Source organism: Iodidimonas sp. SYSU 1G8 (genome assembly GCF_039655775.1).
Classification (GTDB): Bacteria; Pseudomonadota; Alphaproteobacteria; order SMXS01; family SMXS01; genus RI-34.
In genome coordinates this window covers 2,308,224-2,322,019 of sequence record NZ_JBBYXJ010000001.1, presented here as the reverse complement: position 1 = coordinate 2,322,019, position 13,796 = coordinate 2,308,224, and the positions used below count along the sequence as shown (strand labels likewise).

11 protein-coding genes and 2 pseudogenes are annotated in these 13,796 nt (G+C 65.8%); 5 read left to right on the top strand and 8 right to left on the bottom strand.

The window, feature by feature from the left end:
• Window positions 1-1,158: pseudogene (locus tag WJU17_RS10950) on the bottom strand (hypothetical protein); the annotation flags it as partial.
• A 629-nt stretch (window positions 1,159-1,787) separates the two neighbouring features.
• On the opposite strand from WJU17_RS10950, the gene WJU17_RS10945 reads away from it, so the two are divergent.
• Window positions 1,788-3,458, top strand: coding sequence for an MFS transporter (locus WJU17_RS10945; protein WP_346327435.1), 1,671 nt, complete (start codon window positions 1,788-1,790; stop codon window positions 3,456-3,458).
• 7 nt (window positions 3,459-3,465) lie between these two features.
• Here WJU17_RS10945 and WJU17_RS10940 read toward each other — a convergent pair whose 3' ends face one another.
• Entirely contained in the window at window positions 3,466-3,897 is a 432-nt protein-coding gene (locus tag WJU17_RS10940; protein WP_346327359.1) for a hypothetical protein, read from the bottom strand.
• A 75-nt stretch (window positions 3,898-3,972) separates the two neighbouring features.
• On the opposite strand from WJU17_RS10940, the gene WJU17_RS10935 reads away from it, so the two are divergent.
• Both WJU17_RS10935 and WJU17_RS10930 read left to right on the top strand, forming a co-directional pair.
• Entirely contained in the window at window positions 3,973-5,106 is a 1,134-nt protein-coding gene (locus WJU17_RS10935; protein ID WP_346327358.1) for a PQQ-dependent sugar dehydrogenase, read from the top strand.
• The gene (locus tag WJU17_RS10930; RefSeq protein WP_346327357.1) at window positions 5,103-5,849 is read left to right on the top strand and encodes an SDR family oxidoreductase; all 747 of its coding nucleotides are present in this window, start codon (window positions 5,103-5,105) and stop codon (window positions 5,847-5,849) included. The genes WJU17_RS10935 and WJU17_RS10930 overlap by 4 nt, the downstream gene beginning before the upstream one ends.
• A gap of 6 nt (window positions 5,850-5,855) precedes the next feature.
• Here the strand turns inward: WJU17_RS10930 and WJU17_RS10925 are convergent, their stop codons facing one another.
• The 5 genes and pseudogenes from WJU17_RS10925 to glf all read right to left on the bottom strand — a co-directional run bounded on the left by WJU17_RS10925 (window position 5,856) and on the right by glf (window position 10,713).
• Window positions 5,856-6,281, bottom strand: a complete 426-nt coding sequence (locus WJU17_RS10925; protein ID WP_346327356.1) for an OsmC family protein — start codon at window positions 6,279-6,281, stop codon at window positions 5,856-5,858.
• A 264-nt stretch (window positions 6,282-6,545) separates the two neighbouring features.
• On the bottom strand, window positions 6,546-6,854 hold the full coding sequence (locus WJU17_RS10920) for a hypothetical protein (RefSeq protein ID WP_346327355.1): 309 nt from the start codon (window positions 6,852-6,854) through the stop codon (window positions 6,546-6,548).
• Between the two features lie 58 nt (window positions 6,855-6,912).
• Complete coding sequence (locus WJU17_RS10915; protein ID WP_346327354.1) at window positions 6,913-7,224, bottom strand: hypothetical protein; 312 nt, start codon at window positions 7,222-7,224, stop codon at window positions 6,913-6,915.
• Between the two features lie 82 nt (window positions 7,225-7,306).
• Window positions 7,307-8,452: pseudogene (locus WJU17_RS10910) on the bottom strand (glycosyl transferase family 1); the annotation flags it as partial.
• Between the two features lie 32 nt (window positions 8,453-8,484).
• The gene (gene glf, locus WJU17_RS10905) at window positions 8,485-10,713 is read right to left on the bottom strand and encodes a UDP-galactopyranose mutase (RefSeq protein WP_346327434.1); all 2,229 of its coding nucleotides are present in this window, start codon (window positions 10,711-10,713) and stop codon (window positions 8,485-8,487) included.
• A 352-nt stretch (window positions 10,714-11,065) separates the two neighbouring features.
• Here glf and WJU17_RS10900 point away from each other — a divergent pair, with 352 nt between their 5' ends.
• Window positions 11,066-12,409, top strand: a complete 1,344-nt coding sequence (locus WJU17_RS10900; RefSeq protein ID WP_346327353.1) for an acyltransferase — start codon at window positions 11,066-11,068, stop codon at window positions 12,407-12,409.
• Window positions 12,410-12,480: 71 nt separating this feature from the next.
• Here WJU17_RS10900 and WJU17_RS10895 read toward each other — a convergent pair whose 3' ends face one another.
• Window positions 12,481-13,260: a methyltransferase domain-containing protein gene (locus WJU17_RS10895; RefSeq protein WP_346327352.1), complete on the bottom strand. Its 780-nt coding sequence runs from the start codon at window positions 13,258-13,260 to the stop codon at window positions 12,481-12,483.
• An 86-nt stretch (window positions 13,261-13,346) separates the two neighbouring features.
• On the opposite strand from WJU17_RS10895, the gene WJU17_RS10890 reads away from it, so the two are divergent.
• Window positions 13,347-13,784 carry an Rrf2 family transcriptional regulator gene (locus WJU17_RS10890; RefSeq protein ID WP_346327351.1) on the top strand — a complete coding sequence of 146 codons (438 nt, stop codon included), beginning with the start codon at window positions 13,347-13,349 and terminating at the stop codon, window positions 13,782-13,784.
• Window positions 13,785-13,796: the final 12 nt, after the last annotated feature.

The following is a 13,796-nucleotide window of genomic DNA, read 5'->3' as shown; positions in this document are numbered from 1 at the left end:
TGCGGAGACGGTGTCGAAGCTGCCGGTGGTCGCCTGAACGGTGTCAGCGGAGACCGTGCCTGCGGAGACGGTGTCGAAGCTGCCGGTGGTGGCCTGAACCGTGTCAGCCGAGACGGTGCCTGCGGAGACGGTGTCGAAGCTGCCGGTGGTGGCCTGAACGGTGTCAGCGGAGACCGTGCCTGCGGAGACGGTGTCGAAGCTGCCGGTGGTCGCCTGAACGGTGTCAGCGGAGACCGTGCCTGCGGAGACGGTGTCGAAGCTGCCGGTGGTGGCCTGAACGGTGTCAGCCGAGACGGTGCCTGCGGAGACGGTGTCGAAGCTGCCGGTGGTCGCCTGAATGGTGTCAGCGGAGACCGTGCCTGCGGAGACGGTGTCGAAGCTGCCGGTGGTCGCCTGAACGGTGTCAGTGGAGACCGTGCCGGCGGAAACAGTGTCGAAGCTGCCGGTGTTCCCGATGACCGTGTCGAAACTACCGGTGTTGCCGACGACCGTGTCGAAGCTGCCGGTACCGCCAATGACGGTGTCGAAACTACCGGTGTTGCCGACGACCGTGTCGAAACTGCCGGTGCCGCCGACGACCGTGTCGAAGCTACCGGTGCCGCCGATGACGGTGTCGAAACTGCCGGTGCCGCCGACGACAGTATCGAAGCTGCCGGTACCGCCAATGACGGTGTCGAAACTGCCCGTGCCGCCGATGACGGTATCGAAGCTACCGGTGCCGCCGACGACCGTGTCGAAGGTACCGGTGCCGCCGATGACGGTATCGAAGCTACCGGTGCCGCCGACGACAGTATCGAAGCTGCCGGTACCGCCAATGACGGTGTCGAAACTGCCCGTGCCGCCGACGACCGTGTCGAAGCTACCGGTGCCGCCGACGACCGTGTCGAAGCTCCCGGTGCCGCCGATGACGGTATCGAAGCTACCGGTGCCGCCGACGACCGTGTCGAAGCTACCGGTGCCGCCGATGACGGTGTCGAAGCTGCCGGTACCGCCAATGACGGTATCGAAGCTGCCCACATCACCGACCACTGTCGTGGCGCTGACGGTACAGGCAGCGTTCGGACCCAGTACAGACGCGCCCGCCAGGACGGGCAGCGACAGGTCAAGTCCAGGAACGGTGACGATGCCCAGGTCGATATCCGGTGTATTGATATCCACGCTCAACCCCGCGCAAACATCCAGAACTTGCGCCTGGGCGGGGGAGACATATCCCATGGGGCTGGAAAAGACCGTCGCAAGCATGGCCAGCTTGACGGCCTTGTGTTTAAAGACAGGGTGTCGATGTGCTCCGCTCAAATAGTCGACCCATAGGCGCACTGATGCCGGGCCATTTCTGGACTTATATATCACTTAACTGCTCCCTCTTTCTCGATTGGTCGAAGTAGATCCCCCTACAACCCCAGTTCGATGTCTTATTTTTTGTTTTTCGATATGGCCCCTTTGTGAATGATGACTTTCACTAACTTGCTGAAGCAATCCCTCAAGACTGGGGGTGCGGCGAGGTAATGTTAAAATTTGAAGCTTTTATCGTGCTCACGTCCCGCGCCTTGCCGGTCGAGGCACGGCGCGCTGTTGGCAGGACACTGCAAGGGGGCTACTCTTGCGTAACGATCGGGCGGAGGGGTGATGAGGGTTCATGGGGCAAGGGATGCGCGGCGACCGACTTGCCGCTGCTGGCTGTTGGCTGGCCGGAGCGAGACGCCGATGAGTTCCCTTCGCGGCTTCGCCGCGCGTGCGGTCTGATGGCCCTGACTCTCCGCAAACGCGAGGCCCGTCCCGTGCGCCGCATGACCCGCGAAGAGCGACGGGTCGTGCTGGCATCGTCGCTGGGCACGGTCTTCGAGTGGTATGATTTCTTCCTGTACGGGTCGCTGGCGCTGATCATCGGCCAGCAATTCTTCAGCGCATTTCCCGAATCGACGCGCAATGTCTTCGCCCTGCTGGCCTTCGCCGCCGGCTTCCTGGTCCGGCCGCTGGGGGCTCTGGTGTTCGGCAGGCTGGGCGATCTGGCGGGCCGCAAATACACGTTCCTGATCACCATCGTCATCATGGGTCTGTCCACCTTCGCGGTCGGGCTTTTGCCGAACTACGCGGCGATCGGCTGGGCGGCGCCCATCGCGCTGATCTCGCTAAGAATCCTGCAAGGTCTCGCGCTGGGCGGCGAGTATGGCGGGGCGGTGGTCTATGTGGCCGAACATGCGCCGGCGGACAGGCGCGGCGCCTGGACAAGCTGGATTCAACTGACGGCGACTCTGGGCCTGCTGCTGTCGCTGGTGGTGATCCTCGGTACGCGGATCGCGGTCGGCGAGGCCGAGTTCAATGACTGGGGCTGGCGGATCCCGTTCCTGGTCTCCATCCTGCTGCTCGCCGTCTCGGTCTATATCCGCATGCGCATGGAGGAATCACCGGTCTTCCGCAAGATGAAGGCAGAGGGCAAGCAGTCCGGCGCGCCGCTCACGGAAGCCTTTGGGCGCTGGAAATATGCCCGGCTCGGGCTGATCGCGTTGTTTGGTCTGCTCGCGGGGCAGGCCGTGGTCTGGTACACGGGCCAGTTCTATTCGCTGTTCTTCCTGCAGTCGATCCTGCGTGTCGATCCCTCGACGGCCAATATCATGCTGGCCTGCGCGCTCGTGCTGGGGTCCGGCGGGTTCATCCTGTTCGGCAGCCTGTCGGACAGGATCGGGCGCAAGTCGATCATTCTCGCCGGGTGCCTGCTGGCGGGGATGACGTTCTTTCCCCTGTTCGAGGGCATGAGTCGCCTGGCCAATCCGGCGCTGCACAAGGCGCAGCAGCAGGTGCAGGTGACCATGGTGACGAACCGCGATACCTGCTCGTTCCAGTTCAACCCGGCCGGCGTGGCGCGTTTCACCAGCCCCTGCGATATCGCCAAGGCGGCGCTGGCGCGCGGGTCGGTCGCCTATGAGACCGTCGACAGCAAGGGCGAGACAGGAGCGCGGATCGTCATCGCCGGACGCGTGGTGGAGGCCTATGACGCGGCGGTCCTGTCCGGCCCGGCGCTCGCGGCGCGAGCCGCCCGTTTCGAGACGGATCTGTCGGCCGCGCTCGCGGCATCGGGTTACCCGGTGGCCGGGCACGATGACATCGTGAGCATCCGGGGCGCGGGGGACATGCTGGGTGGCCGCGTGCTGGGGATCATCGGCATCCTGACGGTGCTGATGCTGTACGTGACCATGGTCTACGGTCCCATCGCGGCCGCGCTGGTCGAGCTGTTTCCCACCCGCATCCGCTACACGGCCATGTCGCTGCCCTACCACATCGGCAATGGCTGGTTCGGTGGCCTGTTACCGGCCACGTCCTTCGCCATGGTAGCCCAGACGGGCGATGTCTATTTTGGCTTGTGGTATCCAGTCACCATCGCCCTTGCCACCGTCGTAATCGGGCTGGTGCTGATGCCGGAAACCAAGGGCAGGGATCTGTCGGCCGAAGAGGAAGACTGAGCTTGCCTCAGCGCCGGCTCAGCCGGGCGAAGACCCAGCCGGCGACGGCGCCGACAGCGCACTGCGCCAGAAACCCGCCCGCCGTGCGCGCGCCAGCGACCATGGTGATGCCCAGCACCGCGTTCATGATCGCCAGCATGGCCGCGACGGCCGCGGCGCCGCCGATGGCATAGCCCAGCGCCCGCGGCCAGCGAAGCTGGCGCAGAACCAGGGCGGTAATCAGGAACCCGATGACCAGGGCGACGCCAAGGAACATGCCGTAGACCGGTCCCATGCCGATCACGTCGTTGGCGGCGATGCCGAGGCGCTCGGGCGCCCCGATACCCGCGCCCAGTTCGTTCAGTCCGTTGACCACGAACTGCGTGTTGACCGCCACGCCCAGGACCGCGGCGACGATGACCGCGGCCACATAGGCCAGCACGAGCTTCATTTTCCCCATCTGATCCCCCAGTTCCCTTTTGCGCTTTACGCGCTAAGTTAGTCGCATCTTTGGGGATATGACGGGAGGAAGTCCATGACAAAGGCGATGGTCCGGCGGCTTGCCGCCGGCTGCGGCGCGGGAATGCTGGCGCTGTACGCTCTGCTTGCCGCTCCGGCGCCCTCGGCCGCGCAGGCAAAACCCTATGTGACAGAGACTGTCGCCGAGGGCCTGGACCATCCCTGGGGCCTTTCCTTCCTTCCCGATGGCAGCATGCTGCTCGCCGAACTGACAGGCCAGGTCCACATCGTGCGCGGCGGCAAGGTCTCGGCTCCCCTCTCCGGTGTCCCGGCGGTCGAGTTCGCCGGCCAGGGCGGGCTTTTCGAGGCCATTCCGCACCCGAAATTCGCCGAGAACAAGCTGGTCTATCTTTCCTATGCCCACGCGGGCGACGGCGGCAACACGCTGCGGGTGGCGCGGGCGCGGCTCGACGGCGCGGCGCTGAAGGATCTGAAGGTGATCTTCGAGAGTGCCCCGGCCCGCAAGACCTCGGTCCATTATGGCGGCCGCATGGTGTTCCTGCCCGACGGCACCTTGCTGGTGACCGGCGGCGACGGCTTCAACTACCGCGAACAGGCGCAAAAGCTGGACAATCATTACGGCAAGATCGTTCGCCTCAACGATGACGGCACCGTTCCCGCGGATAATCCCTTCGTCGGCCGCAAGGACGCGTTGCCCGAGATCTGGAGCTATGGCCACCGCAATGCCCAAGGCATCGTTCATGACGGCGAAAGCGGCCGTGTCTATGCCCATGAGCACGGCCCGCGCGGCGGCGACGAGCTCAACATCATCGAAAAGGGCAAGAACTATGGCTGGCCGCTGGCCACCAGAGGCGTCGATTATTCCGGCGCGGTCATCACGCCCTACAAGGACTTCAAGGGCACCGAGAACGCCATCGTCGGCTGGACGCCGTCCATCGCGCCCTGCGGCCTGACACTGTACCGGGGCGATGCCTTTCCGCAGTGGAACGGCTCGCTGTTCGTCGGGGCGCTGGCGGCGCAGAACATCCACCGCATCGACATCAAGGATGGCAAGGTCGCCCGTGAAGAAGTGATGTTCGAGGAACTGGGCGCGCGAATTCGCGACGTGCGCACGGGGCCGGACGGTCTGCTCTACATCCTGACCGATGGCGAAGGCGGCAAGCTCATTCGCGTGAAGCCGGCGGCATGAGTCTGCTGTCGGGCAAGGTCGCGCTGGTGACCGGGGCGGCGCGCGGCATCGGCGCGGCGACGGCCCGCGCGCTGGCCGGCGCGGGCGCCGATGTGGCGATCAGCTATTCGGCATCGGCCGCCCAGGCCGAAGCGCTCGCGGCCGAACTTCATGCCGGCGGCGTCCGGTCGATGGCGATCCGGGCGGATCAGGGCGACACGGCGCAGGTCGAGAGCCTGATCGGGCAGGTGATGCAAGCCTTTGGCCGCCTCGATATTCTGGTGAACAACGCAGGCAGTTTCATCGGCGGGCCGGTCGACAGTCCGGATACCGACGTGGACGCGCTGACGCGCCAGTACTCGGTCAACGTCATGGGTGTGATCACGGCGATCCGCTGTGCGTCGCGTGTCATGGGCGATGGCGGGCGGATCATCAGCATCGGCTCGGGCGCCGCGACCCGCGCCGGTTTCCCCGGTGTCGCCGATTACGCGGCGTCCAAGGCCGCCATCGTGGGATACAGCAAGGGCGCGGCGCGCGATCTGGGCCCGCGCGGCATCACTGTCAACGTGGTTCAACCGGGCGCGGTGGAAACCGACATGAATCCCGCCATCGGCGATTTCGCCGATATCCAGCGCGCGGCCAACGCGCTGGGCCGTTATGGCAGACCGGAGGAAATCGCCGCCGCCGTGCTGTTTCTCGCCAGCCCGGCGGCGTCGTTCGTGACCGGCTCGGTACTCACCGCCGATGGCGGCTATACCGCCTGAGCGGACTCAGCCTTCCAGGGTCACGTCTAGCGTGATGTCGGCCTTCAGCAGCTTGGAGACGGGGCAGCCCGCCTTGGCCTTGCTGGCCAGCTCCTCGAAGGTCGCCTTGTCGGCGCCGGGCACCTTGCCGGTCAGGCTCAGATGCACGGCGGTGATGGCGTAGCCGTCATCCTTCTTCACCAGCGTGACGTCCGCCCTGGTTTCCATGCGGTCGGCGGTCAAGCCGGCCTCGCCCAGGATCAGCGACAGCGCCATGGTGAAGCAGGCGGCGTGGGCCGCGCCGATCAGCTCTTCCGGATTGCTGCCCGGTTTGCCCTCGAAGCGGCTGGAAAAGCCATAGGGATAATCGCTCAGCGCGCCGCTCTTGGTCGAGATGGTGCCTTTGCCGTCCTTGATGCCGCCCTGCCATTTGGCCGAACCAAACGTGCTCATGAAATGTCTCCTCATGGTTGACGATGGGGAAAGTCTAGCACCAACGCCGCAATGGCGGACCGTGTTTGGCGGCTGGCGCTACACGATGATCTGCAGCACCAAAATCAAATAATGAAGCCGAGGACAATGGTGATCGCGGCGACGCGCCAAGATGTCAACGTGCGCTTGAAACCGGCGTTCTCGACCGGCGGCGTGAGCCCGAATTCGGCAGTGATCGCCACGTCCGCCTCGCGCTCGGGCTCCTTGTCGTGACGCTTGGGCTGGTTATGGCCCGACCGGCGTGGTCGTGTCCGAGGTTCCGGAGGCCGGGTCCACCGTCGCGGCGTCCGAGTCAGGCGTATCCATTTCGGGCGCCGGCAAGGCATCTTCCGTTTTCGGCTTCAGCGTCGGCGTGTCTTCGACACAGGCCGGATCGTAGGCGCGGACATCATTGATCAGCGCCGGATCGTTCGTGCAGGCCTGCGTCCCTTGAGGCGAGCCCATCGGCCGGCCCGGATCGGCGTCTTGCGCGCAGACGGTGCCGCCGACCAGGGAGACGATGGCCGCAAGAGCAAACACGCTCACGCGGCTCATCGCACTCTCCCCGTGACGTATGGCCCCGCCATGGCCGGAGAAATTCTGGTGAGCCCGGTCACCAATAGTCCCGGCCATTGTGCTTCTTCCGATAAATCCGGTCGGATGCGCGGTCCTGCTTCCGGTCGAGTTTCTGACGCTCGCGGTAGGAAAGGCGGCCATCGCGCAACGCACGATCTTCGTAGCGGTCGATCCGGTCCTGCTGGCGGTACAGATTGCGCGCTTCTCCGCGCGTCAATTCACCATTGTGCACGCCGTGGTCGATCCGCTGGTCCTGCTTGTACTGGCGGTAGTCGGCATTCTGCGCCATGGCCGGCGCGCTGGTGATGGCCAGCAACGCGGCGGCGGCGGCAATCAGTGTTTTCTTCATCACGTCCTCCTGTGCCTGAGTGATTGTTGGCCGGGGTGAGGTTGGTGGTTCCGGTCTGAACCACCCATGAATGTTCGATATCCTAACGCGCGGACGCAGAAGCGGTTCCTGCAGCGGCCGGGACGTCGCCCCGCGCGGCGGCCACGAGCCGGCTTTTCAGGGTCTCGGCCAGTGGAGCGTGGACCTCCCTTCCGGCCGCCGACACCGACGCGCCGAGCAGGCCGTTCGGGCACGGACGGTCGTCATCCCATCCCGGGTGGTCCGCCACGGGATAGAGACAGAGTCCTTCCAGAGGCACGCCCATGGCCATGGCGGCCTGCGCTTCCTCGATCATGTAGGAGAGCCAGCCGGATCTGTCGTCGCCTTCGGTGCCGGTTTCGGCGATGAAGAGCGGGCGCTGGTAGCGGGCATGGATGTCGGCGACCAGGTGGCGGAACGGACGGTACAGCGGGTCGCCTCTCTGCATCGTCGGGCCGCCGAGAATCCACTGGTTGTTGGGGTAATAATTGACCCCGATGATGTCGAGGCAGCGGGGCGCGCCGCCCAGTTGCGGCCACAGCCGGCCAGCGATCATGTCCCATGCCTGGAACTGGGCCTCATGATGTCCCCGGGCGGCGCCATGCTCTTCGGGACGGGTCGGGTGGACGACGATGTTGATGGCGGGGTCGCAATGAACGAACCGTGCCCTCGGGTCCACGGCCAGGATGGCGTCCATGGCGGCCAGCGCCGCGCGCACCAGCTGCACCTTGAGCTCGAAACCCCGGCCATTGGCGAACGGATTGAGATACCCGGCGTCGCCGCCGGCCCAGGACAGGAACGAGATTTCGTTGATCGGTGCATAGAACGGAACGCCGTCGCTTTCCGACTTCACGATTTTCGCGGCCGCGCCCGCGAAGTCGGCGAAACGCGACACGAAGGCGGGCCGCCAGATGTCGATGTCGTCGGGCCAGCCATAGTGCAGCAGATCCCAGATGACCTGGACGCCGGACTGACGCGCCGCGCGCAGCATGGGGATCAGGCTGGACCAGTCATGGTGTCCCGGCGATGGCTCGATCAGGTGCCAGCGAAAGCCATCGCGGACCGTCTCGATCCCCATGCCGGCAAGCTGCCTGTAGTCTTCGAGGGCATGGCGGTCATGGCCGATGGCGGCGATGACGTCGAGCCGCCGCCCGTCAAGGCGGCGGTGCGTCGAGCATTCGAAGCCGCCCTGGAAGAAGCTCCGGAACAGCGTGGTGCCGCCAGCGGCGGGCATCGCGGCGGCTACTCGGCCGCCGCCGCCATTTCGTCGCCGGGCGCGGGACCACCGGCCGAAGCCGTCCTCGCCGCGATGCGCCGGAATGTCGCCAGCGCCTGACCGACGACCTGGTCCATGTTGTAGTATTTGTAGGTCCCAAGGCGGCCGACAAAGGTCACGCCCGGCGTCGCCGCCGCCAGCGCCTCGTAGCGTTTGAACAGCGCCTGGTTCTCTGGGCGCGGGATCGGGTAATAGGGATCGCCGGCATCGGCCGGGTATTCATAGGTGATGCTGGTGCGCGGATGGGTCTGGCCGGTCAAATGCTTGTATTCCGTCACGCGGGTATGGGCGACGGCCTCGTCCGGATAGTTCACCACGGCGACCGGCTGCAGCCATTCCTGGTCCAGCGTCTCGTGCCGGAACCGCAGGCTCCGGTATGGCAGCTTGCCGAAACGGAAATCGAAGAATTCATCGATGGGGCCGGTGTAGATGACGTGGCCGGCCTCCACCTCGCCGATGATCTCGGCATAACTGGTGCCCAGCCTGACCTCGATGTTCTCGTGATCGAGCATGCGCTCGAACATGCGCGTGTAACCCTCGGCCGGCATCTGCTGGAACGCATCGGTGAAGTAGCGGTCGTCGGTATTGGTGCGGGTCGGGACCCGGGCGGTGACGCTCTTGTCCAGTTCCGACGGGTCCATGCCCCACTGCTTGCGGGTATAGCCGCGAAAGAAGCGCTCATAGAGGTCGCGGCCGACGCTGGCGATCACCACGTCCTCGGAGGTGCGCAGGAGCCGGGGTTCGGCCCGCGCGGCGAGGAAGGCGGCGGCGGCCGCGTCGTCCGCCAGATCGAGCCCGTAGACCGCGTTCAGCGTGGTGCGGTTGATCGGGATCGGCACCAGCGTGCCGTCGCAGGCCGCGAGCACCCGGTGCTCGTACGGGCGCCATTCGGTGAAGCGGGACAGGTACTGGACGATGTCCGCCGAATTGGTGTGGAAGATGTGCGGGCCGTACTGATGGATCAGCAGGCCGGCCGCGTCCTTCCGGTCGTAGGCGTTGCCGCCGACATGGGGACGCTTGTCGATGACCATGACCTTCCGGCCGAGCCCGGCGGCAAGCCGCTCGGCCAGGACGGAACCGGCGAAACCGGCGCCGACCACCAGATAATCGACCTTGCGCCGGCCCTGTCGTGCAGCGGGATGTCCGCTGTCTCCCTGCGACAGCGCCGCCTCGTCCATGAGCCGGCTCATGTCGTTCACCGTGGCGTCCCACGAGACATGGGCGAGATCCTCGTCGACGGTCTTCAGCCAGTCGCCGGGCCCGCCGGCCATGGCCAGCGCGGCGTCGCAGGCGGCGATGAAGCCGCCCGTATCCGCCGCGATATGAACCGCCGGCAGGTCCGTATAGCGGCGCACCACGTCGAAGACGGGCGTCGAGACCACCGGCTTGCCGCCGGCGAGGTATTCAGGCGTCTTGGTGGGACTGATGAAGCGGGTCGCTTCGTTCATCGCGAACGGCATCAGCGCCACATCCCAGCCGGCGAGATATTCCGGCAGGGCCTCGTACGACTTGCCGCCCAGATAGTGGATGTTCGGCCGCTGCGGCAGCTCGGCCGGATCGATCTTCACGACGGGGCCGACCATGATGATCGACCAGTCCGGACGCGCGTCGGCCAGGGCGGCCAGCAAGGCGAGGTCGAGCCGCTCGTCGATGACGCCGAAATAGCCGAGCCTTGGGCCCGGAATGCCGCGCTGGTCCTCGGCGGCCTCGCCGGACAGGTCGCGCGCCTGGGCGAAATGCGCCTTGTCGACGCTGCTGGGAAACGGATGGATGTTCACATGGCGGTCCCGTTTTGCCTCGTACAGGCTGTAGCCGCCGGTAAACACCACGTCGGCGCGGCGCAGCAGATCGGACTCGCGCTGGCCCAGATCGGATGCCGCGAAGCGGAAGTTCGACAGCTCGTCCATGCAATCATACACGACGAGGCTGGCCGGCACATGCCGCGAAAAGTCGAGCATCATGGGCGTGTAATACCAGAGCACGGGCGGCCGCCGCGCCGGGTCGCCCAGCAGGCCGTCCAGCAACTCGCGCAGCAGGACATCGACCTGGGCGGCACCCTCGGGCAGGCGCGGCGTCACCACGGTGACGCCGCTCGCCGCGCAATGGTGGTAGTTCAGCCCTGGCGCGGCCTCGCGGCTTACCCATACCGGCTCCTCGAAATAGACCACCTGATAGGTTCTCGCGAGCCGTGTCATGATGTGCTGCGGCCGCTGGAACACGAAGTTCCACCGCAAGTGCGAGAAGCAGATCAACAGCGGCAGATCGGCCGCGACGTGGCCGTGAGCGGGCAAAGCAGGGGCATTCACCCCGAGAGAGGCGTCCGTCATGCGCTTGTTCCTTGTGAAGGGACGCTGTCTTATGCGGCAGCGCAACAAGAAAACTCGCATCCCCGAAGTTTGTTCCGCCGGGTCTGGGCAGGAAAAACTCAGGGAAAACAACGGCCATCCGGGGCCTCGCCCAAGGATGATCGGGGAAGGGCCGTGCATCCGGCACGGACAGGCGCTACCCTTCGCGCTGGCCGATCAAGACGAGGACCGAGTGACCGCAATGCCCGACAAACCCACGCTCTGGTCGCGCGCCGAGGCGCTGGCGCGGCAGGCGCCGCCCGAGCGCAACCGCTACGTGGATTTCCTGCGCGCCTTCTCCATCCTTGCCGTGGTCATCGGCCACTGGCTGGTGGCGGCGCCCTACATGGAGAACGGCGCGGTGCAGGGCGGCCATCTGCTCGGCATCGTGCCATGGACCCAGTGGCTGACCTGGGGCTTCCAGGTGATGCCCATCTTCTTTCTGGTCGGCGGCTTTTCCAACTACGTTTCGTGGGCGGCGACCCGGCGCACGGGCGGCACCTATGCCGAATGGTTCACCGGCCGGCTGCAGCGGCTGGTCAATCCGGTGCTGCCGCTGTTTCTGATCTGGACGCTGTTTGCTCTGTTCGGCACGGTCATGGGCGTGGACCGGGAGATCGTCCGGCTGGCGGCGCAGCTGGCGCTCATTCCGGTCTGGTTCCTCGCCGTCTATCTCATGGTCGCGGCCGTGGTGCCGTGGACCGCCGCCTTGTGGCGCCGGTTCGGACTGGGCTCGTTCTGGGTGCTGGCCGCGGGCGCGGTCGCCATCGACGCGGCGACGCTGGCCCTGCACGTGCCCTATGTGAACTTTCTCAACTTCGCCTTCGTCTGGCTGGCCGTCCATCAGCTGGGCTACGCCTGGAGCGAGGGCGTCTTCGAGCGCCCCGCGCGGGCGCTGCTCTGGGGCCTGGGCGGCCTTGCCGCGCTGGTGCTGCTGGTGGCGCTCGGGCCTTATCCCGTCGCCATGATCGGCGTGCCGGGCGAGCCGCTCAGCAATTCCATGCCGCCGACGGTCGCGCTGCTGGCGCTGGGCATCGCCCAGACCGGCTTCGCCCTGGCGCTTCAGCCCGCCGCGCGGCGGCTGCTGGATGATCTGCGGCTGTGGACGGGCGTCGTGCTGATCAACGGCATGATCATGACCATCTATCTGTGGCACCTGACCGCCTTCGTGGCGATCATGGTCGGCGCCTGGCTGCTCGGCGGCGTCGGGCTCGAGGTGATGCCCGGCACGCCAGCCTGGTGGCTCGCCCGCCCGGTGTGGTTCGCGCTCTATATCGCCGCGCTGGTGCCGCTGATCCTGCTGTTCGCCCGTTTCGAGCGCCCGAGCCGTCAGGTGTTGGAACGGGAAAACAAACCGATTCCCGGATGGCGCCTGATCGCCGGCCTGCTGCTGATCTCGGCCGGACTTGCCGCCAGCGCCGTCTTCAGCATCGCCAGTCCGCTCGGCATCACCGGCGTGCGCCTGTGGATCGTCGCGCTCCCCCTCATCGGCGCCGCGCTGGTGCGCTTCGGCCCGGTGCACGATCTGCGGCGGCGGATGGGGTGAGGCGGGGCCTGATACAAGCGCATTCATTGCGGCCGGCTGGCGGTGATCGTGCTACGCAGAGGAAGGGGAGCTTATCGTTCCGCCACGCCAATGAGCGCGGTCGAGGGTATGGGCAGGACCAGACGATCACCGGCCCTGTCTCGCACCTCGGCAATCACCGCCGCCTTTTCCACGTCGTTCAGGCTCGTCCAGTCCGGCGACATGCCGAACAGAGTATCAGGCGCGTCAAGCGCCGCCACCTCGAGTAGAAAATCGTGGGTCACCGCCTCGATCCGGGGCGCGCGATAGCCGGCAGCGATGAGGGCGCGGGCGAAATCTTCCGGATCGCTCAGGGTGTGTACGGCTTCAGGCATTGCCATACCTGTACGATCAGGGAACAGCTTCTGCCGGATTTCACCCAGCAGCAGGAAGGTCGCGGCGCCCCGGCTCTGCCAGGTCGCGACGACGCCATGCCCGCCCGGCCGCGTAACCCGCAGCATCTCCGCGAGACCCTTTCGCCAATCGGGGAACATGATGACGCCGAAGATCGAAAAGACGGCATCGAACTGAGCGTCGGGCAGGTCAAGCGCCTGTCCGTCCATCACCTGCGCCTCGACGTTTGGACATCCCTGGGCGGCAATGCATGCCACCATGCCGGGCGAGAAGTCGGTCGCCAGCACCCGTGCCCCGGTGCGCGCCGCCGCCAGCGCGAGGGCGCCGGTTCCGGCTGCTACATCGAGGACATAGCTCTGGGGCGAAAGGTCGATGCGCGCGAGCGCCGCCTCCGCAAAGAGCGCGGTGAAAGGGTGCGCAGTCCGCTGATAATGGCTGGCCGCTCTGTCCCAGTGATCTTGGCTTTCGAATTCCCGCATTTCCTCGACCTCTCGAATCACGTAACTTATAAAGTATCATGATCGACTGTTCTTGCCAATGGCGCGATCTATGCGAAAGATCAGCCATGCGAAACGACACCCGCCTCTCCCGAATGCTGCATGTCTTGCTCCATATGGGGCGTCATCAAGGACCTATGACCTCGGAAGCCATCGGCGTGATGCTGCGGACCAATCCGGTCGTGGTTCGTCGCACGATGGCGGGGTTGCGCGATGCGGGCTACGTCCGGTCAGACAAGGGGCATGGCGGTGGCTGGGTCATTGCCTGCGATCTGGAACGTGTATCGCTGCTCGATGTCTATCGCGCGGTCGGCGGCCCCAGGCTATTTGCAATCGGCAACGAGCACTCACATCCGGATTGCGCGGTCGAGCGGCTTGTCAATGCGGCGGTCGATGATGCCCTGCGCGATGCCGAGGCATTGCTGGTCAAGCGATTGGCGGCGGTGAGCCTCGCCGAACTTAGCCAAACTCTCGACGTGGATTGCGCAGATCACGCCGGGCGGTGATCTTCCAACCTT